This is a genomic window from Collinsella aerofaciens, from assembly GCF_018785265.1.
Lineage (GTDB): Bacteria > Actinomycetota > Coriobacteriia > Coriobacteriales > Coriobacteriaceae > Collinsella > Collinsella aerofaciens_AI.
Genome location: NZ_WQPK01000041.1, coordinates 1 through 22,632, shown reverse-complemented (window position 1 = coordinate 22,632; position 22,632 = coordinate 1). Strand labels below are relative to the sequence as shown.

At 61.6% G+C, this 22,632-nt stretch carries 15 protein-coding genes and 1 pseudogene; 8 read left to right on the top strand and 8 right to left on the bottom strand.

The window, feature by feature from the left end; genetic code table 11:
* Positions 1–299: 299 nt before the first annotated feature.
* The 7 genes from pknB to GPK42_RS06645 form a co-directional block, all read right to left on the bottom strand.
* A complete protein-coding gene (gene pknB, locus GPK42_RS06675) occupies positions 300–2,267 on the bottom strand; it encodes a Stk1 family PASTA domain-containing Ser/Thr kinase (protein ID WP_215694398.1) in 1,968 nt (655 codons plus the stop codon).
* A 132-nt stretch (positions 2,268–2,399) separates the two neighbouring features.
* Positions 2,400–5,270: an FtsW/RodA/SpoVE family cell cycle protein gene (locus GPK42_RS06670; RefSeq protein ID WP_215694396.1), complete on the bottom strand. Its 2,871-nt coding sequence runs from the start codon at positions 5,268–5,270 to the stop codon at positions 2,400–2,402.
* A gap of 16 nt (positions 5,271–5,286) precedes the next feature.
* Positions 5,287–7,203 carry a Stp1/IreP family PP2C-type Ser/Thr phosphatase gene (locus GPK42_RS06665; RefSeq protein ID WP_215694395.1) on the bottom strand — a complete coding sequence of 639 codons (1,917 nt, stop codon included), beginning with the start codon at positions 7,201–7,203 and terminating at the stop codon, positions 5,287–5,289.
* Positions 7,200–7,616 (bottom strand): FHA domain-containing protein, encoded by a 417-nt coding sequence (locus tag GPK42_RS06660; RefSeq protein ID WP_006235180.1) that lies wholly within the window; start codon positions 7,614–7,616, stop codon positions 7,200–7,202. Before GPK42_RS06660 ends, GPK42_RS06665 begins: the two co-directional genes overlap by 4 nt.
* Before the next feature lie 6 nt (positions 7,617–7,622).
* On the bottom strand, positions 7,623–8,636 hold the full coding sequence (locus GPK42_RS06655; RefSeq protein WP_035136732.1) for an FhaA domain-containing protein: 1,014 nt from the start codon (positions 8,634–8,636) through the stop codon (positions 7,623–7,625).
* Positions 8,633–10,486: a serine/threonine-protein kinase gene (locus GPK42_RS06650; RefSeq protein WP_215694393.1), complete on the bottom strand. Its 1,854-nt coding sequence runs from the start codon at positions 10,484–10,486 to the stop codon at positions 8,633–8,635. The genes GPK42_RS06655 and GPK42_RS06650 overlap by 4 nt, the downstream gene beginning before the upstream one ends.
* A gap of 144 nt (positions 10,487–10,630) precedes the next feature.
* Positions 10,631–11,356 carry a hypothetical protein gene (locus GPK42_RS06645; protein WP_215694390.1) on the bottom strand — a complete coding sequence of 242 codons (726 nt, stop codon included), beginning with the start codon at positions 11,354–11,356 and terminating at the stop codon, positions 10,631–10,633.
* Between the two features lie 115 nt (positions 11,357–11,471).
* On the opposite strand from GPK42_RS06645, the gene dnaX reads away from it, so the two are divergent.
* Entirely contained in the window at positions 11,472–13,955 is a 2,484-nt protein-coding gene (dnaX, locus tag GPK42_RS06640) for a DNA polymerase III subunit gamma/tau (protein ID WP_215694388.1), read from the top strand.
* A gap of 21 nt (positions 13,956–13,976) precedes the next feature.
* On the opposite strand, the gene GPK42_RS06635 is transcribed toward dnaX, so the two are convergent.
* Positions 13,977–14,450, bottom strand: coding sequence for a hypothetical protein (locus tag GPK42_RS06635; RefSeq protein WP_006235175.1), 474 nt, complete (start codon positions 14,448–14,450; stop codon positions 13,977–13,979).
* A gap of 339 nt (positions 14,451–14,789) precedes the next feature.
* Between GPK42_RS06635 and GPK42_RS06630 the strand changes: the two genes are divergently transcribed.
* The 7 genes and pseudogenes from GPK42_RS06630 (at position 14,790) to GPK42_RS06600 (ending at position 22,578) form a co-directional block, all read left to right on the top strand.
* A complete protein-coding gene (locus GPK42_RS06630; protein WP_006235174.1) occupies positions 14,790–15,110 on the top strand; it encodes a YbaB/EbfC family nucleoid-associated protein in 321 nt (106 codons plus the stop codon).
* A 13-nt stretch (positions 15,111–15,123) separates the two neighbouring features.
* Positions 15,124–15,720 (top strand): recombination mediator RecR, encoded by a 597-nt coding sequence (gene recR, locus GPK42_RS06625; protein ID WP_006235173.1) that lies wholly within the window; start codon positions 15,124–15,126, stop codon positions 15,718–15,720.
* 245 nt (positions 15,721–15,965) lie between these two features.
* Complete coding sequence (locus GPK42_RS06620; protein ID WP_215694387.1) at positions 15,966–16,871, top strand: hypothetical protein; 906 nt, start codon at positions 15,966–15,968, stop codon at positions 16,869–16,871.
* The gene (locus GPK42_RS06615; protein WP_215694385.1) at positions 16,868–18,712 is read left to right on the top strand and encodes a serine/threonine protein kinase; all 1,845 of its coding nucleotides are present in this window, start codon (positions 16,868–16,870) and stop codon (positions 18,710–18,712) included. The genes GPK42_RS06620 and GPK42_RS06615 overlap by 4 nt, the downstream gene beginning before the upstream one ends.
* A gap of 3 nt (positions 18,713–18,715) precedes the next feature.
* Positions 18,716–19,654 (top strand): FHA domain-containing protein, encoded by a 939-nt coding sequence (locus GPK42_RS06610; RefSeq protein WP_215694383.1) that lies wholly within the window; start codon positions 18,716–18,718, stop codon positions 19,652–19,654.
* A 324-nt stretch (positions 19,655–19,978) separates the two neighbouring features.
* Positions 19,979–20,248 (top strand): annotated as a pseudogene (locus tag GPK42_RS10225) (methyltransferase); the annotation flags it as partial.
* A 695-nt stretch (positions 20,249–20,943) separates the two neighbouring features.
* Complete coding sequence (locus GPK42_RS06600) at positions 20,944–22,578, top strand: ATP-binding cassette domain-containing protein (protein WP_215694381.1); 1,635 nt, start codon at positions 20,944–20,946, stop codon at positions 22,576–22,578.
* The last annotated feature ends 54 nt before the right edge of the window (positions 22,579–22,632 follow it).

Sequence of the window (22,632 nt, the reverse complement as noted above, 5' to 3'; positions counted from 1 at the left end):
AGAGGAATATCGAGCCCGGTACCGCTACGGTGCCGGGCTCTTCTGGTCTAAGGGCAGGATTCGAGCCGTCAACACCCGCGTCACCAATTTCCCCGCGGGGGGGAGTTTTCGAATCCGCCCGGGGGCACCAGAGGAATATCGAGCCCGGTACCGTTACGGTGCCGGGCTCTTTTGGTTTAAGGCATGCCGTAGTATTCGCTGCTTCAGATAAAGAAAGCGCCCGCTTGCTGGGGGAGCAAGCGGGCGCCTGTGAGCGAATATGTTTGCGGCGAAAGCCGCGATGAGCGGTGGGGTGGCGACTAGTTGGTCGTACCGGAATCGTCGCCCGTGCTCGTGCCCGAGCCCGAGCCCGAGCCCGAACCAGAAAGTGCGACCGTCAGCGTAATCGTGCTGTCGGTGGACTGCTTTCCAGTGGGGGAGACGCCCGTAACGGTGGCATCCTCGTTACCGCTTACGGGATTGCCGTTCTGGTCACAGAAGCCAATGTTATAGAAACCGGCGTTGTTGAGCGCGGTAACGGCGGCGGAAATGCTCTTGCCGTACAGGTTGCCCGGGACGGTGGCCTTGCCGGACTTCTTGGCGATGACGACGGTAATCGTGGCGCCGGGCTTCTGCTTGCCGCTGGGGTTCCAGCTGATCACGGTGCCCTCGGTAACCGAGTCGTTCTCCTGGTAGCTCACGTCGACACCAAAGCCTGCCATATCGAGGGCGTTGCGCGCCTGGGCCTCGGTCATGTCGGTCAGGTCGGGGACGGACGTGGTATCCGGGCCGCTCGAGACCTTGTACGAGATGGTCGTGCCCTTCGCGACTTCCTTACCGGCTTCGGTGCCCTGCTCAAAGACCTGGCCCTCATCAGCCTCGTTGGCCTCCTCGGAGGCGTTGCCCTTCAGGCCAACGCTTGCCAGTGCGGCTTCTGCTTGGTCCTTGGTCAGGCCGACAAGTTTGGGAACCTCAACCTTTTCGGAGGGCTTGGGGCCCTTGGAGATTACCAGGTTCACCTTGGTGCCCTTGGCCTTCTTGGTGTTGCCGTTGGGCGTCTGCTCGGCGACCTTGCCCTCGTCGACATCGTCGTTGTAGCTTTGGTCGATGGTGCCGACCTCGAGGCCGGCTTCCTTGATCAGCTCGACGGCAGTCTGCTGGTCCTTGCCCAGCACATCGGGCACGGTGACCTGCTCGCCGCCAAAGAGTCCTGTGGCAAAGGCCACCACGATGCCGATGACGGCAACGGCTGCCACCACGGCGGCGATGATCTTGTTCTTGTTGGATTTGGGCTTTTCGACCTCGTAGGAGCCGGTGGAGCCCGAAACCGAGCTGCGGGCGGTATTTTGGCCGCTCACGCCCGAGACGGGACGCACCATGGCGCGCGTCTGATCGGAAAGCTCGCGAGTCTTGGTGGCGCCCAGCTCACCGAGGGCACCGATGATGCGCGTGGGCTCCGAGACGTTGACGGCACGGCCCGACAGGTAGCTGTTGAGCACCTGACGCAGCTCGTCGGCGGTCTGGAAGCGGTTTGCGGGGTCCTTCTCCATGCACTTGAGTATGATGCGCTCAAGGTCGGCGTCGACACCGGAGTTGATCTGGCTCGGCGGAATAGGCAGCTCGTTGACCTGCTTGAGTGCGACCGAGATAGCGTCGTCACCGTCAAAGGGAACGCGGCCGGTGGCGCACTCATACATCACGACGCCCAGCGAGTAGATATCCGAGGTGGGGCCGAGGTCCTGACCACGGGTCTGCTCGGGGCTGACGTAGTGGGCGGTTCCCAGCACGTTGTTGTCTTGCGTGAGGTGGCTGTTCTTGGCGCGCGCGATGCCAAAGTCCATCACCTTGATGTTGCCGTCGGGCAGCACCATGATGTTCTGCGGCTTAATGTCGCGGTGGATGATCTCGTGCTTGTGGGCGACCGAAAGCGCGGAGCTGATCTGCGAGCCGATCTGGGCGACCTTCTTGGGGTCGAGGGCGCCGTGGCTCTTGATGCCGCTCTTAAGGTCGGTACCGCGCAGGTACTCCATGACGATGTAATAGGTGTCGCCGTCCTTGCCCCAATCGTAGACGCCCACGATATAAGGGGAGGAGAGACCGGCTGCTGCCTGGGCCTCCTGCTTAAAGCGTGCGGCGAAGGTCGCGTCGCCAGCATACTGCGGCAGCATGATCTTGACGGCTACCGTGCGGTCGAGAACCTGGTCCTGTGCACGGTAGACGGTCGCCATGCCGCCTGTTCCCACCTTATCCTTGAGGAGGTATCTTCCCCCGAGGACCCTCTGTTCCATTCCTGCTCCTAACATAACTATTCGCTCAACGATGTGTGTAGTACCTACGATGTGGCCGCTGGGGCCGTGTGACGCGTTGCCGCTAACCCTTAGGCCGCGGCGCGCCTCGGGTGTCCGATTCGATCATGGGCATCACGCTCCCTGTGCGGCAAGCGCCGCGGTCAGGACGATACCGGCGATCTTGGCGGCCTTGACGTCATGCTTGTCGTAATCCTCCAAGGCCACTGAGATGGCGACCGTGGGTGAATCGTAAGGCGCAAAGCCAACGAACATCGAGTTGACGTTGGTGCCGCCAGTCTCGGCCGAGCCGGTCTTGCCGGCGACCTTGACGCCGGGGATTTGGGCATCGGTGCCGGTGCCGGACTGGACGACGGCAAGCATGGCCTGCTTGACCTGGTCGGCCGTGGCGGAGCTGACGGCCTGACCCAGCGAGCGGGACTGCGTGGTCTTGACCACGGTTCCGTCCGGGGCAAGTACCTGGGCTACAAAGTACGGGTCCATGACCACGCCGCTGTTAGCGATGGCGGCGGCAATCACGGCGTTTTGCATGACGGTGGTCTGCGGGCCGGGCGTGTGGTCCATGCCGACAGGCTGGCCGGCGCCGGCCCAGGCGGTCTCCCACTCGGTCATGAGCGACGGGTCGGCCATGATGGAGGCCGCGGAGGTCAGGTCCTGGCCGAGCTTTTGGCCGTAGCCAAAGGCGTTGGCAAACTGCACGAGCGTGTTTGCACCAACTTCGTTTGCCACCTGGCCGAAGACGACGTTGGAGGACACGGCAAAGGCCTGCTGCAGGCTGATGGTGCCGTAGCTCTCGTTGGCATCGTTGGTGACCGGTGCGTTGCCGATGTCCATGGAGCCGGGCGCCTGGTAGGTGCTGGTAAGGCTGGCGGTACCGGTCTCGAGTGCCGCGGAAAGTGTAACGACCTTAAACGTTGAGCCCGGCGTGTACAGCGCGTCCATGGCGCGATTGTACATGGAGCCGTCCTCGCCGCCGCCCGTCTGCAGCAGGGCATCGATGTTGGTGTTGTCGTAGGTGGGCGAGCTGGCACATGCGAGCACCGCGCCGGTACGCGGGTCGATGACCACTACAGCGCCCTTAAAGCCCTTGAGCGCCTGCTCGGCCGCCGTCTGGATACGCGAGTCGATGGTGAGCTTGGCGGTGTTGCCCGGCTGGGTCTGGCCCGCGAGCGACGCGATGGCGTTGTTCCAGCTGGAGTAGTCCTTAGAACCGGTGAGCGTGTCGTTCATGACGCTCTCGATGGCGGTGGTGCCATACTGCTGGCTCACGTAGCCAACCACGTGCGCTGCCAGGTTACCGTTGGGGTAGGAGCGTACGTAGGTGCCGTCCTCCTGCTGCAGCGACTCGGCCAGCGTCACGCCGTCGGACGTGATGATGGAGCCGCGCTGGATGTACTTGGAGCGGGCGATGGTGTGGTTGTTGGTCGGCATGTCCTGATAGTCCTTGGCCTTAATGACCTGGACATAGGTGAGGTTGCCGATAAGGATGGCGAACAGCGCCGTAAAGGCGAGCACCGCACGGGTTAGACGGTTGGCGAGCGCCACGCGGCCGAGCACACCGGATTCAGGTGTGTCGAGCAGGCGACGACGCATGCGTGAGCCGACGGAATGGCTGCCACTGCCGTAGGAAGACGAGGTGGCAAAGCGCGTGCCCGTCGGGGCGGCGGCAGATGCGACCTGATCATCGGTGATGGCGGCCATGGTGCCGGTGCCGGTAAGCTCCGCCTCGCGTCCGGTCGCCTCGTCACCGGCACGTAGCAGGAGCGCGACGATGATAAAGCTTGCCAGCAGCGAGGAGCCGCCCTGGCTCATAAAGGGCAGGGTGACGCCGGTCAGCGGGATCAGGCGGGTTACGCCGCCCACGATCAAGAAGGCCTGGAAGCTGATGGCTGCCGTAAGACCGGTGGCGCTAAAGGCGGCAAGGTCGGACTTTGCGCGGGCAGCTGTGGTCAGGCCGCGAACGGCAAAGAGCATAAACAGGATGAGTACGGCGCCGCCGCCCAAAAGACCCATCTCCTCGCCGATGGCCGAGAAGATAAAGTCGGACTCGACGACAGGGATGTTGTTGGCCATGCCGTTGCCGATGCCAACACCGACCAGGCCGCCATCGGCAAGCGAGAAGAGCGACTGGACGATCTGGTAGCCCTGGCCTTGGGCGTCCTTAAACGGATCGACCCAAACCTGGAAGCGCACCTGAACGTGCGACAGGAACTTGTAGGCGCCCACGGCTCCAACAGCTAAGAGCGCAAGGCCGATAACGACATACGAAAAGCGCCCCGTGGCAACGTAGAGCATCAGCAAGAAGATGGTGTAGAACAGCACGGCCGAACCCAGGTCGCGTTCGAAGACGACGACGAGCAGGCACACACCCCACACGGCAAACAGCGGCAGCAGCAGTCGCAGGCGAGGGATCTTAAAGCCCAGGATCTTGCGGTTGGAGATGGAGAGCAGCTCGCGGTTCTCGGCCAGGTACCCGGCCAGGAACAGCACGATAAAGACCTTGGCGAACTCGCCGGGCTGGATGGTAAAGCCCGCGATGCGAATCCACAGCTTGGAGCCCGAGATCGTGGTGCCGATAAAGATAGGCAGCATCAGCAGAATGATGCCGATGATGCCAAAGGTGTACTTGTAGCGCATGACCACGTCGAGGTTTTTGACTAGTGCAAGCGTTCCCACCATGAGCGCCACCGAGACAAACAGGATGATGAGCTGTGAGATGGCGAGAGCGGGGGCGAGACGCGTCACGAACGTGATGCCGATGCCCGAAAGTATAAATACGATGGGTAGGATGGCGGGGTCGGCACCGGGCGCCAAGATGCGCACGGCAATGTGGGCCGCGGCAAAGGCGGCAAAGAGGCCGATCGGTACGGCGAGCGTCTCAAAGGAGATGGCAGCGCCCGCGGTGAGCACGTACATCGCATACAGCAGGATGACGGGGAACGCCGAGGCGATGAGCAAGAGCAGCTCGGTGTTGCGGCGACTCATAAGTGGCACTCCCTTTCTAATTCTTATCGGAGGCTTCGGCCTCGGCGGACTGTTCGGCGGTTTTCTCGGAATCTGATTCGGAGGTCGATCCCTGATTGGTGTTGTCGCGAATCGTTTGCGCGTCGATCACCTGGCGGGTCTGCTCCTCGTCGATCTGGTGGCGGTACTTGGATATCGTGTCCTGCGCATCGTCGACACTTGTTTGCGGAATGCCCGCCTTGAGGCGGTTTTGCGTGTCTTCGGGCAGGTCGGACAGCTTGATGCTGGTTTCGCTTTCGAGCCAGTGGAGCTTGAGTCCGAGCGGCTTGCCGGGCAGGCCGCGCCAGACGGCGACATTGCCCTGGTAGGTACCCAGGTAGTACGAGCCGGTGACACCCGTGTAGGCCCAGATGCCAGCTGCCAGCACAAAGACGAGGGCCAGAATGGCGGCGATAGTAATGTTGCGGCGACGCACGCGCTGCGCCTCGCGCATAACGCCATCGTCAACCAGGTCAACGACTACTACGGTCACGTTGTCGTGGCCGCCGGCGGCAAGCGCCGCGTCCACTAGGTTGTCGACGCAGATTTGCGCGGTTGAGGACTGCGTGGCGATGTTCTCGATATCGCTATCGGGAATCATGCTCGAAAGTCCGTCGGAGCACAGGATCAGGCGGTCGCCTTCCTCGATATGCAGAGTGAAGTGGTCGGCATACATGGCGGGGTCCGAGCCCAGCGCGCGGGTGATGACCGAACGGTTGGGGTGGACGCGAGCCTCGTCTGCCGTGATCTCGCCGGCGTCCACGAGCTCCTCCACGTAGGAGTGGTCGCGGGTCACGCGGATGAGCGTGCCCTCGTGGAGCAGGTAGGCGCGAGAGTCACCCACGTGGGCGATGGCGAGCGTGTCGTTTTCGATATAGGCGCAAGTGGCTGTGCAGCCCATGCCGGGCTTGCCCAGGCCATTCAGGGCCGCCTCGATTACGGCGGCGTTGGCTGCCTCGACGGCTGCGGCCAGGCGTGCTGCGTCGGCGGACTGTGGGGCCGTCTTGGCAATAGTCTCGACGGCGATGGAAGAGGCTACCTCGCCGGCGGCGTGACCGCCCATGCCGTCGCATACGCAAAAGAGCGGCGACTGCACTAGGTAGGAATCCTCATTGTGCGGGCGCACGCAGCCAACGTCGGAGCGGGCGCCCCACATGAGTTGCGTGGTGGTGCCGGCATCATAGGTCGAGTCGGTCTCGATGCGTTCCTCGGTCAGGGGCTCAAAGCTCATGGTCGACCCGGGGTCTTTGAGCTTGGCCTCAACGGCGGCAACGTCGATCTCTGCTGTGTCACCGGGAGAGACGGTGTCGGTCTCGGCGTTTGATTCGGAATCGCCGTTGTCCGGGGAGCCGGGCTCCTCGGACACGCGGGCGGTCGACTCGTCGTCTTGCGGGCTGACGTCTATAGGCTCGGGCGTCGCAAAGTGCGACAGCGCGGGCGTGCTTTGCGACTGGGCGGCGGGCTCGGCCACGGCATCGGACTCGTTTGCGGGCGCAGACTGTGGGGCCTTGGGTGCAGGGCCGTCCTCGGGGGATGGCCCTGCCTCGGGCGCAACCTCGGATGCCGGGGCTATGGGAAACGCCGGCGCGGCGGGCTCGGGCGCTGCAAACACCGCAGCGCTCTCGTTGATTGCCGCGGCGACGGGTTCTGCAAAGTGAGCCGGCGCCGGGGTTGCTTCGGGCGCTGTGGGCTGTTCCGCAGCATGTGCGCCGATGGGCGCCGCTACGGCATCCTCTTCGTCCTCGTTATCGGCGAGATCCGAAATATCATGCGTTACATGCGAAAGAGACAGGGAGAACACGGTGTCCTCGGGTTCCACGGGTGCGGAGCCCGCCGGAGCGGCGTGGGCCGGCGCAGCTGCGGCGGCAGCCGGTGCCTCGGTCATAGTTGCGGACTTGTTCTCCTCGTCGATCATCGACGGTTCACCTTCATGACCACGTCGCCAATCTGGACTTCGTCGCCCTCACGCAGCGTCGCGGGCTCCACGAGCTGGCGGCCGTTGACGAGCGTGCCGTTAAGCGAGTTGAGGTCCTCGATGATGAGCGCCGGGCCCTGCAGCGAAAAGCGCGCATGCGAGGCCGAGACGAACGGTTCGTTGATGCAGATGTCCGAAGATGGCGAGCGACCGACGATGACGGGGCCGAGCATGTCTACGTGGATGCCGCGGATACCGCGCGGACCCTTGTCCACATCAATCGTCCAGATAGCCGAGTCGCGGCGCTGCCCGCGCACAAGTCCCACGCCGGTCTTCATGACGGCGAACAGGAAGATATAGAGCAGGGCGACCAGGACGATGCGGCCTGCAAAAAGGACGATATCGATGTTCATAAGCGACTATCCCCTAAATTCAAAGGTGCTCAGGCCAAACGTCAGCAGATCGCCGTTGCGCAGCGGGCAGCGCGTAATGCGGCGGTTGTTGACGAGCGTGCCGTTGGTGGAATTGAGGTCCTCGATCGACCAATCCGAGCCCGTAAAGGTGAGCTGGGCGTGGCGGCGCGACACGTTGGGGTCGCGCAGGGCAATGTCGGAAACTGAGCGCTCGCGACCGATGGTTACCTGTGCGGAGGTGATGCTATGGCTCTCGCCGCTCACGACGTCGACGAGCTGGGCGAGCGGGCGCTGCGGGGCGCGAGTGCTCGCCATGTTGGAGGCGATGCCGGCTGCGGCGCCTAGGCCCACGGCGGCACCGGTCGCGGCGGCTCCGCCCATGCCGGCAAGCGCGTCGCGCGAGACGGTCTGCGGCACCGGGATGGGTGCTGCGGCGGGGTCGGGGACGCTAGGCGCGAAGGGGTCTGCCACGGCAAGCGGGTCGGGAGCGGCGGCGCGAGGCGTCGGCTGCTGCTGGGGCATGGCGGCGGGGCGCTGCTGCTGCGGGGCAGCAAACTGCTGCTGGCCGGCGCGCGGGGCGCTGGCGGCACGGCTTGCCGCGGAGTTGTTCTGGCCCAGGCCGTTTTGATAGGCGCGCTCTTCTTCGTACAGGCGGCCGAGCGTGGGGGCATCGACGTTCTCGGCAAAGACCGAGAACTTGCCGGCACGCAGCTGCGGATCGATCATAAAGCGCACGAGGGGCTCGCCGACAAAGACATAGCGGCGCTTTTCGGCCTGTGCCTTCACAAACTCGCGGACTTCGCGCGAAAGCTCGGGGTAGAACGGGGCGAGCATGGGATCGTCGTCGGCGGCGATAAGGATGGTATAGAGTGCCGGCGCCGTGTTGACGCCGTTGATCACCAGAGTCTGATCCTCCATGTCGCGAGCGGCCTGCTTGGCAAGCTTCTTAAAGGAGAACGGGGCACGGGTGGCACCGAAGATGCCGGCCACGTGGTCCTCGAAGATGTTCAGGAAGTTCACGAAAGATCACTCTCCGTATAGGTTCTTTGGTATCCGAGCAAATATAGGCATATCCCAACGATTATAGAGGATAGGATTCCCGCAACCGCCGCCTTGGCGATGACCGCGGCTGCAAGGCTGGCAATTTCCATATGGTGTGCAAGACAGGACGCCGCTGCGCAGCCGATGCCGGTGACAGCGATGGCGGCGATTGCGGCAAGGTTTGAGCCCTGATTGGCACGCTTGGCATGGACATTGAGCAGCGCAGATGACGCCGCGGCAGTTGCCGCGACCAGCACAAAGGCAGCCCAAAGGAGCGGGTCTCCCAGCGCTGCGGCAACGTTACCGAGCCCCAGCACGCCTCCGGCTGAAAGCGCGACCCTGGCCAGACGGGCAAAAAGCGCGCCCATGCCCGTTGCCGCGGCGGCGCTTGCCGGGCCGAGCCAAAATGACGCGACGCCGGCGGCGACCCCAGCTGCCAGGAAGGTATTGCCGGTCAGACAGCCAAGCGCGAGTGCACAGGTGAGCGTGGCGCTCGCGGCAGTCTCGGTGCGACCCCAGGCGATCCACCAACCGGACACGGCGGCGGCAAAGATCACCGCGACGGGCAGCATCGACAGGATGCCCTGTGCCTGCATGGTGGCGTTGGCCATGAGCACCAAAAAGCCCACAGCCGAGATGGCCGAGCCAATCTGGGGGGCCAGGCCAGCCGCCGCTCCGATCGCGATGGCCGCAATGACCAGGCCGGGAAGCGCCGCGACCCCGGCCGTTTGCATCAGCAAAAAGCTAAAGGTGCCGCACGTTAGCGCCGAGATAGTGCGCATGGTGTAGTCGCGCGTATGGCTCCAGCGCGTGCCCGCCCAGCCGAGTGCGGGGTCGACCTCGATGGCGTCGTCCTCGTAGTGCGACGGCTCGATATCGTCGAGCTCCTGCTCGTCATCCGAAAGTTCGCCAACCATTTGCTCTAGGCTGCGACGGCCCTCGCGCACGCTGCCCAGACCGGCAAGGAGCTGGTCGCAAAATGCCTCGATGCTGTTGGGGCGGTCCTGCGGCATGGGGGAGAGCGCGCTCATGAGCGCGGCCTCGGCTCCCGGGGGGAAGTGTGGTATCAGCTCGCTGGGATAGGTGGCGCCGCCGATGATGCGGCCGAGCGAGTCGGCGGGCGTGGCCGCCATAAAGGGAGCGCTGCCGCACAGGCCCTCGTAGATCACACAGGCGAGGGCAAAGACATCGGCGCGCTCGTCGACCGTGCCGGTCTCGATATCGAGCTGCTCGGGCGGCATGTAGCCGATGGTGCCGCCGCGTGAGCCGCCAAAGCCACCGGCAGACGACAGTCGCGCCATGCCAAAGTCGGTGAGCTTTACATTGCCCGAGTGGTCGATGAGCACGTTGGCGGGCTTAATGTCCAGGTGGAGTACGCCATTACTATGGGCGAAGGTGAGCGCCTGGCCCAAGGCATCGGCAATGGCCGCGGCCTCGTCAAAGGTAAGGGAGTGGCCGTCTACGCGATGCAAAAACTCGGCCAGCGACATGCCATCGACATATTCCATGACCAGGTAGGCATAGGCTGTGTCGTGCGTAAAGTCGATGACCTGCACGATATTGGGATGTTGAAGCATGGCGGCAGTGTGCGCCTCGCGCAGGACATCCATGATGTCGCTGGCGGGCATGCCGGCACCGTTGATAAGGGGGATGCGTTTAATGGCGACGCGGCGGCGCAGGTGCGTGTCGCGGCAGATCTCGATGGAGCCAAAACCGCCGGTCGCAAGTGTCTCGAGCGGCTGGTACCGCTTGAGCAGCTCGCGAGAGCTGGTGCCCTCCAAAGGAACGTCCGGCGAGAACCGGGCGGTATGTTGCGAGAAAAGCGGCATGGCCAACCCTCGTGCGTTTAAAGTTCGTTTGCGAGCGGCGGGCGCGGGGCCGAGCCGTTCGCGGTGGCATAGATGCTGCTAGTGTAGCACGCTCGGGTGCATGGGGAGGATAGCGGGATGCGAGGCTGCCTGTCTGGCTTGGCCTTAGCGCTTCTTCTTGTTCTTCTTCTGCTTGCGCTGCTTGCCCTTGTTGTCCTGGGGCTTGTCGGCCTTGTTGCCCTGCTTGGCCTCGGCGGCGGCCTTCTCGGCCTTCATTTTCTTGCGTTTGGTCTCGATGCGGAGTTTTTTGTTGATGCGGGTCTTGAGGAAGGGACCGAACTGCTCGGCATCGCCGCGGACGAAGGTGTCCTTAGGGATCGTCACGCCCTGGTCGGCGAACATGGCTACAAAGATGCGCTCGCCGTCGAGCACGTGGTCGAGCTTTTCAAACGGGAAGAACTGCGACTTGCCGCTCTTGCCCCAAACCATCAGGCCATCCTCGTTGGCGGCGACGCGGCGATAGCGGCCACCCATGGACTCGTCGGCCTCAACGGCGTCGATAAAGTCACGGGCGAGGGTGTGGTGCAGGTTTTTGCTCCACCAGGCCAAAAAGGTGCCGAATATGATCAGCACGACGCCAAACTTGATCCAGCTGCCGCCGGCCACCAACATGCCGATGCCGATGAGCGCGGCAATTGCCGCGGCGACATACAGCGAGCCGCGACGCCTGGGCGAGGCGACCAGGCGCGCAAAGTCGGTGACCAGGTCGTTTTCGTACTGGTACTCGTTGAGGTACAGGATGCCGTCATCGGCCGCGGCCTGCTTCTCGAGCGCGACCTCGACCTGGTCGGCTGCTTCGGAGGGAACGAGGTTGCTCTCTGCGTCTGCCATGCTCTTTGGACTCCTATCGCGGCGGGCTCGCCGTACGGGTTATTATGAATGCAGTATGCCGTGCGACCGCATGGCCGTCGCGGCAACAAGACTCAGTATACCCGGGGGAGCACCCATGGAATCGTTGTACCGAAAGTATCGCCCGCTCACCTTCGACTCCGTGGTGGGCCAGCAGCATATCGTCTCGACGCTCGAGCACGCCATCACCGAGGGGCGCCTGTCCCACGCCTACCTGTTCTGCGGACCGCGCGGCACGGGCAAGACCACCATGGCGCGCATTCTGGCCAAGGCGCTGCTGTGTCGCAATGCCGAGGCGGCGCGCGCCGAGGGTGCAAGCGGCTGCATGCCCGACGGTACTTGCGAGGAGTGCGAGCTCATTGCCGAGGGTAACCACCCCGATGTCTACGAGCTCGATGCCGCCTCCCGCACGGGCGTGGACAATGTGCGCGAGGAAATCATCAACTCCGTCAACTTTGCCCCGGTGCGCGGCAAGTACAAGATTTATATCATCGACGAGGTCCACATGCTCACGACGGCGGCGTTCAACGCGCTGCTCAAGACGCTTGAGGAGCCGCCGGCACACGTGATCTTTGTGCTGTGCACCACCGACCCGCAAAAGATTCTGGAGACCATTCTCTCACGCTGCCAGCGCTTCGATTTCCACCGCATCGGCAACGAGGATATCGAGCATCGCCTGTCTTACGTGTGCGAGCAGGAGGGCTTCGATTACGACGACGAGGCACTCGCCATTGTGGCGCGCCATGCCAAGGGCGGTATGCGCGACGCGCTTTCCACGCTGGAGCAGCTGAGCGTCTTTGGCAACGGTTCTGTGCATGCGGACGACGCCCGCTCGCTTTTGGGCGAGGTTTCGGACCAGATTCTGGGCGAGTTTTCCCGCGCCATTGCCGATCGCGATGTTGCCGAGCTCTATGGACTGATCCGTGCGCAGGTCGAGGAAGGAAACGACCTGCTGGAGCTGACGCGCGACCTGGTGGCGCACGTGCGCGACGTGTATGTTGCCTGCGTTGCCGGTGCCCGTGCCGAGTTGTTTGAGGGCGGTGCCGAGCAGGCCGAGGCGCTTGCTGCCGAGGCCGCTGCCTTTGGCGAGCATCCTGCCGACCGCCTGGCCCGTGTGCTGACGGTGCTCGACGATGCCGCACTGGAGATGAGGGGCGCGAGCGACGTGCGCCTGGTGCTCGAGATTGCCTGCACGCGTCTGGCGCGTCCCGAGGCTGATTTAACGATTGAGGCATTGGCCGAGCGCGTGGCTCGCTTGGAGGCCATGGTTGCCAATGCCGCCGTTCCGGCGAGCGTGGCTGCTGCTCAGGCCGCCGCGCCTGCAGCATCCGTACCCGCTGCTGCCCAGCAGCCGACGCTCATTTCGGGCGCCCGTGCTGCCGCTCCGGCGGCATCCGCTGTCCCCGCTGCTACGTCCGCGCGCCAGGGCGGTATGCCTTGGGACCGTGGTGCTGCCGCTCCGGCGGCTCAGCCTGCGCCCCGTTCTGCGTCCGTGTCAGCTTCCAAGCCTGCAGCGCCTGCACCTCAGCCTGCGCCGACTCCGACGCCTCAGCCCGTTGCGGCCCCCGCGCCTGCCACCGCTCCGGCACCTAAGCCCCAGTCCAACAATGCCGCCCAGGTTGCCGCCGCCGGTGCTGCCGAGACCCCCGCGGTTGAGGACGCCGGCGAGCTCCAGCGCAAATGGGCCGAGGTCGTCGAGCGCGTCAAGGCTCGTCAGGCCTCCTACGCAGGGCTTTTGCTCAACGCTCGCGCCACGGCCGACGACGGCTCCAAGCTCACGGTCTCGTTCCCCGCGGGTTCGACTTTTGCCATTAAGATGCTCGGTCGCGCCGATACGCAGTCGGTGGTCCTGCCGACGGTCTGCGCGGTCTTCGGTCGTCGTACCGTCGACTATGTCCTGGATGGGGGTGGCACGCCGGCTCCTCAACATGAGGAGCATTCTCCATCTGCACGGGCTGCGGCATCTGCGGACCCGCAACCCGTGTCCTCGGTGCCCCCTGCATCCTCGAGCGCCAGCGCGACGCAGCCAAAAGCGGCGCCGGTAGCGGCACCGACCCCGTCGGCGCCTGAACCCGCTGCGCCCAAACCGGCTGCTCCGATCCCCGCGCCCAAGTCCGCTGCCGCGCCTGCGCCCAAGTCATCCGACCTGGCCAAGGCCCCTTGGCTGCGCTCCGACAACCCTGCCGGTGCTCCTGCCACGGGCAAGCTCCCGACCGAGCCCGCGCCCCGAGCGCCCGAGCGCGCGTCCGTCCCCATGGCTCAGCCGCCTGCGCAGGCTGCGCCATGGGAATCCGAGCAGGTGCCCTACGACGATGCTATGGTCGGTGGTTTTGCTGCCGATGCCGGCGGGGACGATCTGCCCCCGTTCGACGTGCCGGGTGCGGCGTCCGCGCCCAAGCCCGCTGCAACTGCCCCCAAAGAGGAGGACGCTCCTGCAGCCCCCTGGGAGTCCAACCCCGGCGCCGGCAGTCCCTTCGGCCATCAGGGCGCAGCCCCGAGCATCCCGCAGACCGAGGACGAGGCCAAGGCCCTCATCCGCAGCGTCTTTGGCCAGGCCACCATCTTCAAGCCGGTGGAGTAGCTGCGCAGGCGGGTATACTGCTCAAGAAGAGGACCCCTTGTCCGGGCGCATCTGTATTTCGGACATGTGTAGTGTGGTGCCGCGTATGTCGCATTTGAGCAGACAGGTGCGTGACGGTCGGCCTAGGATGCTGAGGTCGATACGATACGTCGCATGGCTGTCCGTGTACTCGACTTGCTCGGCGTTAATGGTTGCTCCGATTGCCAAATAAACGCCTAGCTCGGCATCGACAATCTTGAAGTCCTTTATCTTGACCTTGAACTCTTGATAGAGGGACGGGCTGTTGTAGTAGACGGTTCGGGTTCCGTCGGTGCACTCATCGGTCGTCTCCCATTTGACGACGGGCTGGTCCGAGCTGGCTATCAGCAGTTCTGCTCCAAAAGCTATGGCATGGGTGATGACAACCAGCAATGCCCAGCCGACAAAGAGATAGAGAACCACATATGCAACGGGGTGTTTTGAGCGGATGTTTTGGAGCGCGTTGGGGGCATTCATGGGGCACCTCCAAATTACTATCTATGGCAATCAAATTATACCCTGCCGCCATGTGCGCCGCCTCGAGCAGCGGTTCGGCATTTAGCTATTTAGTGGCGCACATGAAATGCCGGATTCGGCTCTACTAGATTGAGTGTGCGATATTATGCAACCTTGCATAATTCGACCTTGCATAATCTTTGAGTGCGGTTTGTATTGGAGGACATGTATATCGACTGAGGTAACACGTCCGCCCCGCTCTCTCGCCGCGCGCCGTGGTACGATTTTTGAGTTTGAAAGTCCCGCCGTGCTCCGGCTGCCCTTGCAGCTCGGCGTGCGGCCGCACGTAAAGGAGCCATCATGGCCGGTATGAACATGCAGCAGATGATGAAGCAGGCTCGCAAGATGCAGGAGCAGCTTGCCGCCGCGCAGGAGAACCTCAAGTCCCAGACCGTCGACGCCTCTGCCGGCGGCGGCATGGTCAAGGTGACCGTTAACGGCGAGATGGAGCTCGTCAACCTCACCATCGATCCCGATGCGCTCGATCCCGAGGACGTCGATATGCTGCAGGATATGATCATGGCTGCCGTCAACGAGGCCGTCCGCGGCGTCAACGAGCTCGCCAACAAGCAGATGGGCGCCATCACCGGCGGCCTCAACATCCCGGGCATGCCGTTCTAAGACACGCATATATATGAGTGCCAACCACAGTCTGCAAAAACTGCTCGATGAGCTGGGCCGTCTGCCGGGCATTGGTCCCAAGTCGGCCCAGCGCATCGCCTATTACCTGTTGGAGGCCGACGCCGAGGAGGCGCGCCGCCTGGCCGAGGCCATCCTGGAGGTCAAGCAGGAGGTCCACTTTTGCAGCCGCTGCTTTAACTACGCCACGGCCGACGAGTGCTCCATCTGCCAGGACCCGATGCGCGATACCACTCGCATTTGCGTGGTGGGCGAGCCGCGCGATGTCCAGGCGATCGAGCGCACGGGCAGCTACCACGGCCTCTACCACGTATTGGGCGGCGTGATCAGTCCCATGGACAAGATTGGCCCCGAGCAGCTGCACATTCGAGAGCTGCTGGCACGCTTGGGCCACGAGGACATCCACGAGGTCATCATCGCCACCAACCCCAATATTGAGGGCGAGACCACGGCGAGCTATCTGGCCCGTACCATCAAGCCGTTGGGCGTCGAGGTGTCGCGTCTGGCAAGCGGCCTTCCCGTGGGCGGCGACTTGGAGTATGCCGACGAGCTTACGCTTGGCCGCGCCATCGAGGCCCGCCGCGCGATTTAGGTGGCGAGCCTGCTCCTGCCGTATGTTTTCCTCGCGACGCACGGGGTAGTCATAATTTCCCCGTGCGACTGTGAGTTTGTTGTGCAACAAAGATGCTTCGTATCCGCTTATCGCATGGATGCTTCCGCTCGCATCCTTAATTTGTCCATTCGTTGCGCAACCTTTTTGGTTCGCTGATACACTCAAATATGGATTCGAATGAATGCGCCGCTCCCGAGCGGCGTGTTTTTGTTGGAGGAGAACGCATGCGGCCCGGTGGCACTCAGACAAAGCGCGGCGCCGCGGTGCGCATACGACGCCGACTGGGCTTGGCGCCGCGGGCGTACGCACTGCTATCGTGCTCGCTGGTGCTGGTCATAGCTGGCGTTTCTGCCTATGGCATGACCGTGCCGTCCATGATGCAGGCGCATGCCGCACGCGAACCGCGCGTGGGGCATGAGGTCAAAAGCGATCTGGGCACCACGACTGGATATGCTTGGGCAAGTGTGGTCGGGCATATTGTGTTTGGCACCGACGATGCGGACGGCGCCGAGGCCCCGGACAACGAAGTCACGCTTGCCAATGGCAAAACCATCGTGCTCACCAACACCAAGATCATCGATCGGTTGTCCAACAATAGCGTGGCGGCAACGGTGAATAAGGTCGAGCAGCAAAAGGAGCAGGACGCCCAGCAGTCCGGAAAGCCCGGTAGCTCGGATACTTCTGGCTCCGGCTCGAATTCGTCGAGTTCGAGCGGCGGCTCTGGGTCGGGCTCCTCTACCGGAGGGTCTGGAAATGGCGGCTCGACGGGCGGCAACACTGACAACGATGCAAACTCCGGTGGCCTTTCCGCTGCTGAGGAAGAGAGCATTCACAGTTGGCTTGTGACCAAGTACAACATGCTCGACGGCTACGTTTCTCGTGCCAATGACGTGGTCTCGACCTATAACTCTACGGGAGATCCCAGGCCGTGCGACAGCCTGGTCGGGGAGATGTTTGTCATTCGAGCCGAGTTCGGTCGTCAGACATTCTCGCCCCGGTCAAAGTGGTATCAGCAGTATGCCAATCTGTGGGGCTGTTACACCAACCTATGTCAATGGGTCGGCCATTACGGCGATGATGACGTCGCGCTCGGTAACTTCAACAATAACGTGGCGGCGCTTGCCCTATGATGACCGATCTTGTATCCACCACACCACAATCACTCGGTCGCGATCCCATGGTCGGCCTGCGCCTGGCGCGTGTCGACGGGTTTGAGCCGGCCATTGCGCTCGGTCAGGACGAACTGCCTACCTATCTGCGTCGTTTTACGATGCTGTTTGCCGACGATGCCACCATGCGCCATGGCGGTATCGGCCGCGTGACGCGTGCCGTCAACGCCCAAGGCGAGGCCGTGGCACTCAAGCAGCTCATCTTGCCGACGCGCGATGAGTTCGACGACGATGCCGCTCACGAGGCGCTGGTCGCCAAGTTCAAGGCGGCGTTTCGCGAGGAATACGAATGCCATCGCGCCCTTTCGGGCCTTAAGGGCTTTCCCCGCCTCTATGGCTGGGGCGAGGTCGACGGTGTGCCTGCAATTGTCATGGAATGGGTCGAGGGCGAGACGCTTGCCCGCTTGCGTTCGCGACTCGCCGTGGACGATGCCGGACGCCTATCGCCGCTTGTGGCGGCGCGCTTGGGGCGCGACCTGTTCGACCTGCTCTGCCGCATGAGCCTGGTGGGGGAGGGCTTTGTCCATCGCGATATCTCGCCCGCTAATATTATGGTGCGTACGGCGCGTTTACCGCTTGACCGGCAGCTTGCCGAGGGCACCTTTGACCTGTGCCTGATCGACTTTGGCTCGTCGCTGGCGCTCGAGCCTGCGTCGGCCGTGGCCGGTACCGGCGGCAAGGCATCCTTTACCGAGCGCTATGCCACGCTGCGTCGCGCGACGGTGGCCTACGCTCCGCCCGAGATGCTCACCGACGATATTCCCGACCTGCGCGCTTTGCGTATGTCGCCGGCGATCGACGTCTATGCCGCGGCAAGCACGGTTTACGAGCTCATTGCCGGCGTCGCGCCATACGAAGCTGCGCCGAGCACTTCGGGCACCTCGGGTTCGCGCAAAAAGACGCGCGACATCGCCAGCCCCTACCGTCTCAAGATGGACACGCTGCCCGACTATCCCATTGGTGCCCATGCGCCCGGTTGCGATTTGACTCAGCTGCTTCGTCGTGAGCCCGATGTGGCGCTCGCCGCGGCCGAGCAGGCCCAGCAGTTGGGGCTTGAGCCGGATTCCGAGGAGCTACGCGATGCGCTGGCGTTTGTCGATGCCCAGCTGTTCGACGTGGTGATGGCCTGTCTGTCCAGCCATCAAAAAGATCGTCCCGAGCCGGCGGCGGTCGAGGCGGCGCTCTCGGCGTTTTGTGACCACTATGCACAAAATGTCGGTCGTTCGCTCCGCGGCGAGCCGCTCACGCCGTGCCCCATGGATGCGTCCGGCCGCGCGGTTCGTCGCGCGCTGATGGTCGGCGCGACGGTCGTCTGTGGCGTGGTTTGGGCTGTGATCGTGGTTTCGGCCGCGCTGCTGGCGTCGGGCGCTCGCGTGACGGCGACTTTGGGATCGCTCGTGTGGTCTGGGTCGCTACCGGGTATTATTGCCGCACTGGCGTTGGCGCTGCCAGGCATAGCCGGCGTTGCCGCGGGGGCGCTTGCGCGCGATCGGCGCTCGGGCTTCCTGCAGGGTGTGCTTGCGCTTTCTGCCTGCGAGGTTCCGGTGCTGGTTGTGGCTGCATGTAGCGTATTTTCCCAACGCGCCGTGATGGGCGGCCTTGTTGCCGCTCTGGTTGCAACCTATACGCTTACGTGGTTTTTGCTTGCGATGGGCTTTGCCTTTGAACTTCCCGTTTCGGCACCGCGACGCACAAAAGCCCAGATGGCGACTCCGCTTGCCGGTGGAGCCGCAGCTGCCCGTACTTTTGGCGGACCTGTCGAAGTATCGTCCGATTCTATTTCTACGACTAAGGAGGCCTAGGTCATGGCATCTCAAGTTGAGCTCACCCCATGCGGGGCCATGTTTGACATCTTTAAGCGCGCGGCGCATCTGAGCCATATCGAGCTGTGCGGCTTGGTGCTTTCGTCCCGTCCGCTCGCCGACGGCCGCAGCCCGCAGAGCCGAGCCGCCGATCGCTCTTGGGTTTCCCGCTTTATCGTTCGCGCGCCGGTCGGCACGCTTCAGCATCGCTACTTTGCCGAATACGGTACCTCGGCTGCGCGTATTATGTCGCAACTGGCCCTGCGCCAGCGCAATCCCATGGACTCCACGGCTGTGATCAATATGGTGTGCGGTCCTGCAGGTGAACCGATGGTACGCGCGCTCGAAGAGTGCCACCAGGACACGAATCTCTATCGCAACGCGCTCGATCGCCTGTCCCAGGCGGCGGAACTCATGCCCGTCGAGCGCGCCGAGGCCGTGCTGGTGCTGTTTGTCGCCGTCGGTTGTTCGGCGGATGTGCGGTCCTCGGTGAACTATGCCATCGACTACGCGCACGCGACCTGTGGCGGAGGAACATCCACGCCGCGTTCGCTTGGCATGTCGATGACCGCGGGCGAACGCGAACCCGCCCCGGCGCACCCCTTGGGCTTGCTGCGCGTACAAAACAGTTTTGTCGTGAGCGCCCCGCGCTGGATTCAGCCGAGCGAGCAGGGTGTTGAGATTGGCGCGCTGGCCACTGGCGAGGGCGATATTACCGACGTCGGCGACGATGTCTCGGCCCGCCATGCCCATATCTGGTGCGATGCTCAAAATATCTGGCACGTCGAGGACTTGTCGTCCACCAACGGAACCGTGGTGGTAAACGGGGCCACGCGCGTCTGCATTCAGGTCGAGCCCGGCCGTTCCGCCCAACTCAATCCCGGCGACGAGCTCAAGCTCGGCGAATCCACTACCTACGCCATCCTCTTCGGTGCTCTCTAGCCGGCAGATAGGGACGTTTCTTTTCTGCCGGCACTTGGGGACACTCCTCGGCGCGCCAGAGCCAGTCGCCCGGGGATGGAGGGGCCATTTTGGCCCTTGGCGGTCAGTCGGGGCGAAACTAGAAGATCTTTCCGATTCGCGGCTGTTCATGCTTGTAGAGCATCTAAAACAATAGGATGTTATTCTGGAATATGCCGGGTGCGTGAACTTGCCTGTCTTAGCCTTAATAAGGTATAGGGGAGTTTGGCTCAGGGGTTCCGTCTTGTTCTTCAGCGCAGTATTGTGGGACAGATTTGCTGAGATTGGCGCCTTACACCGCAGAGCGCACGGAAGGCTCTCGATTTGTGTTCTGGCCCCAGAATACAGGGCCTGATACTTACCAACTGTGGCATGGATGTAACATCTGTAGAAATCAACCCTTTTGTTGTCGACCTTTGTAAGAAAAACACTGCCATCAACTCTTTGGATGACGAAACTAGGGTGCTTGAGGGGAGCCTTTACTCCCCTCTGAGAGATGACTCATGTTTTTCGCTTGTCGTTGTGAATCCTCCGTTACTGCCGATTCCGGATGAGATTCCTTATCCCTTCGTTTGAGATGGAGGACAATCGGGTCTGGATAAAACACTTCGTATTCTTAAGGGTGGCGATACGCATTTAGAGAAAAACGGTAAATACTGCTAATAGGGGTGACGACGATGGTGCAGGGGCGACCCGCGATGCTCTCATCAATACGTCGGATACTTGGGAAATCAGGTCTAGATGCATGTATGATGATGCTGTGTGGCTATTCAATTAATCCGCGTTCCGAATGGGTGCAGGGTATAGCTGCGACATCGTATGCTTTTGACCCGGCGCGATACTCAGATATTTCTGAGGCGGTTGACGAAGTTTATACGCACTATGCCGCGCAAGGCGTTTCGGAAGTTTGCACATCTACGTTACGGGCTTAGGTTTCTTCAAGCGAGCAGGCCGGTTGCGTTATTTCGAGCGATTTTTCTAGTCTAGACGACAAAAGGCAAAGGATTTGATGGGTATAAAACGCGGACGTTTGTGGGCGGATGCTCAAATCTATTGTGGCAATCGGGCGGTTGAAAAAGATATTTCAACCGCCCGATTGCCAGGTTCGTCGGAGGAGATGTCCGATTCCGACTCTCTTGTAGGAAGAGCTTGAGATCGTATTGGCCCAAGGCAATCTTAAAGCAGTCTCATTGGCAAATCTTCGCTCCTGTTGTGTTGAGGTGTAAGGTATCAGTGATTGATGTTTTGTGGCGGGTAGATTGGGGCCTTCCTTGATTCGATGCGTTCTCTCGAGGTTCATCAGAGCAAAAGGGGCTTTCGTCTTCATTGCTATCACGGTGATTGGAACCGCTCTCTCCTATGCCATGCCATACGTGAACGGGAAATTCTTAGATTTTCTTCTCGGTAACCGCAGCGAAAGAGACGCCGTACTCTTCGCGCTCCTGGTTGCGTCAATAGGAGTTTTCTCCACCCTCTTTACTTATTTTGCAGGAACACTTTCCATTCGCATAACCACGAGACTTTCCTTTGATCTTCTCAGGGAGGCCGTCTTGCGTTTTGAAAGAGACGATTACTTGGTGAGTCGGACCATCGATCCAGCCTATACAACGCAACGGATTATTTCCGACTCCAGCGTGGTCTCATCCTTCGTTTTGGCGAATTTTATCAGTGCGCCGCTGTCCATTGTAGCCATTCCCATCGTATTGCTTATCATATGGTCAATTGATTCAACTCTCGCGGTGTTTTCCATCATTCTCCTCATCGTGTATTTCTGTGTAATTACTGGGTTGAGGAAACTTTTGTATAGGGTCACGTATGAGAAGAAAGAGGCGGACAGCGCCTTTTACGCCGCAATTGCATCGCAGCTTAATCAGATTCTCAACATTCAACTGACATCTTCGTACGGCAAGAGCGAACAAGCGCTCGACGCTGGGTTTAAGAGCTATTTTCCCAAAGTTTTGCGCTCCGGAAAGCTATCATATTCTCTGACATCGCTCGATGGTCTTTTCGCAGCGTTGTTTCAAGCGGTGATACTTGTTGTTTCCGGAGTACGAATCATTAACGGAACTATGTCAATAGGCGAGTACACTATCATCGGTACATACTTCGCGGTTCTCTTTAAGACTTTGAAAAGTATGATGTCATTGTTCAAATCCTATCAAGATGCCAAAGCATCATGGGATAGGACGGCTATCGCGACGAGAGAAAAGGAGAGATCGGGGTGGAATCGGACCGATTTAGCTAAACTCGATGAAATAAATGACATTTCGGTATCTGATTTGGAATTCTCGGTTGCCCTTCCAGACGGATCTGTCCGAGAGGTCCTCGGCGGGTTTTCTTTCAAGTTTTCCGGTCCTGGTACATATTGCATAGTTGGGGAAAACGGAAGAGGCAAGACGTCACTTCTTTACTTGATGCTCGGGCTATACTCATCGAAAGGCAAAGTAAAATACAACGGCGTGCCAATCGAAGAATGCGACTTGGATTACATGCGTGCGAGAGAGATATCGTGCTGCCCACAGTCGTGCTTCGCGCCGGACGAAACGGTGAAAGAGCTGTTAGAGTATTTCGACACACCCTTTTCTTCCTATCACCGGGGTGTAGATGGCCTACTTTCGCTGGAAAACAGCGTGAAGGAGTTGCTCGGGAAACGTTGCTCCGCGCTTTCGGGCGGTGAGCTGCGCCGAGTGTACTTATGGTCGGCGATTTCACGCAAGTCGTCAGTTTTGGTACTCGACGAGCCCACGACTGGGTTAGACGCTGTAAGCCGCGCCGAGCTTGCGGCCTATGTTAAGCGCAACAAGCAAAGCCAGCTGATCATCGTTGTCTCTCACGATGACGAGATGGTCGGCGCGGTAGAAGGGGTAGTGGATTTAGGCAGGATCGCGTCGAAAATGTTGGTGTAAGGGTGACGCTCTAGCGCCCGTTTAACGAAGAACGGCCTTCGTCCTAGAATCTGA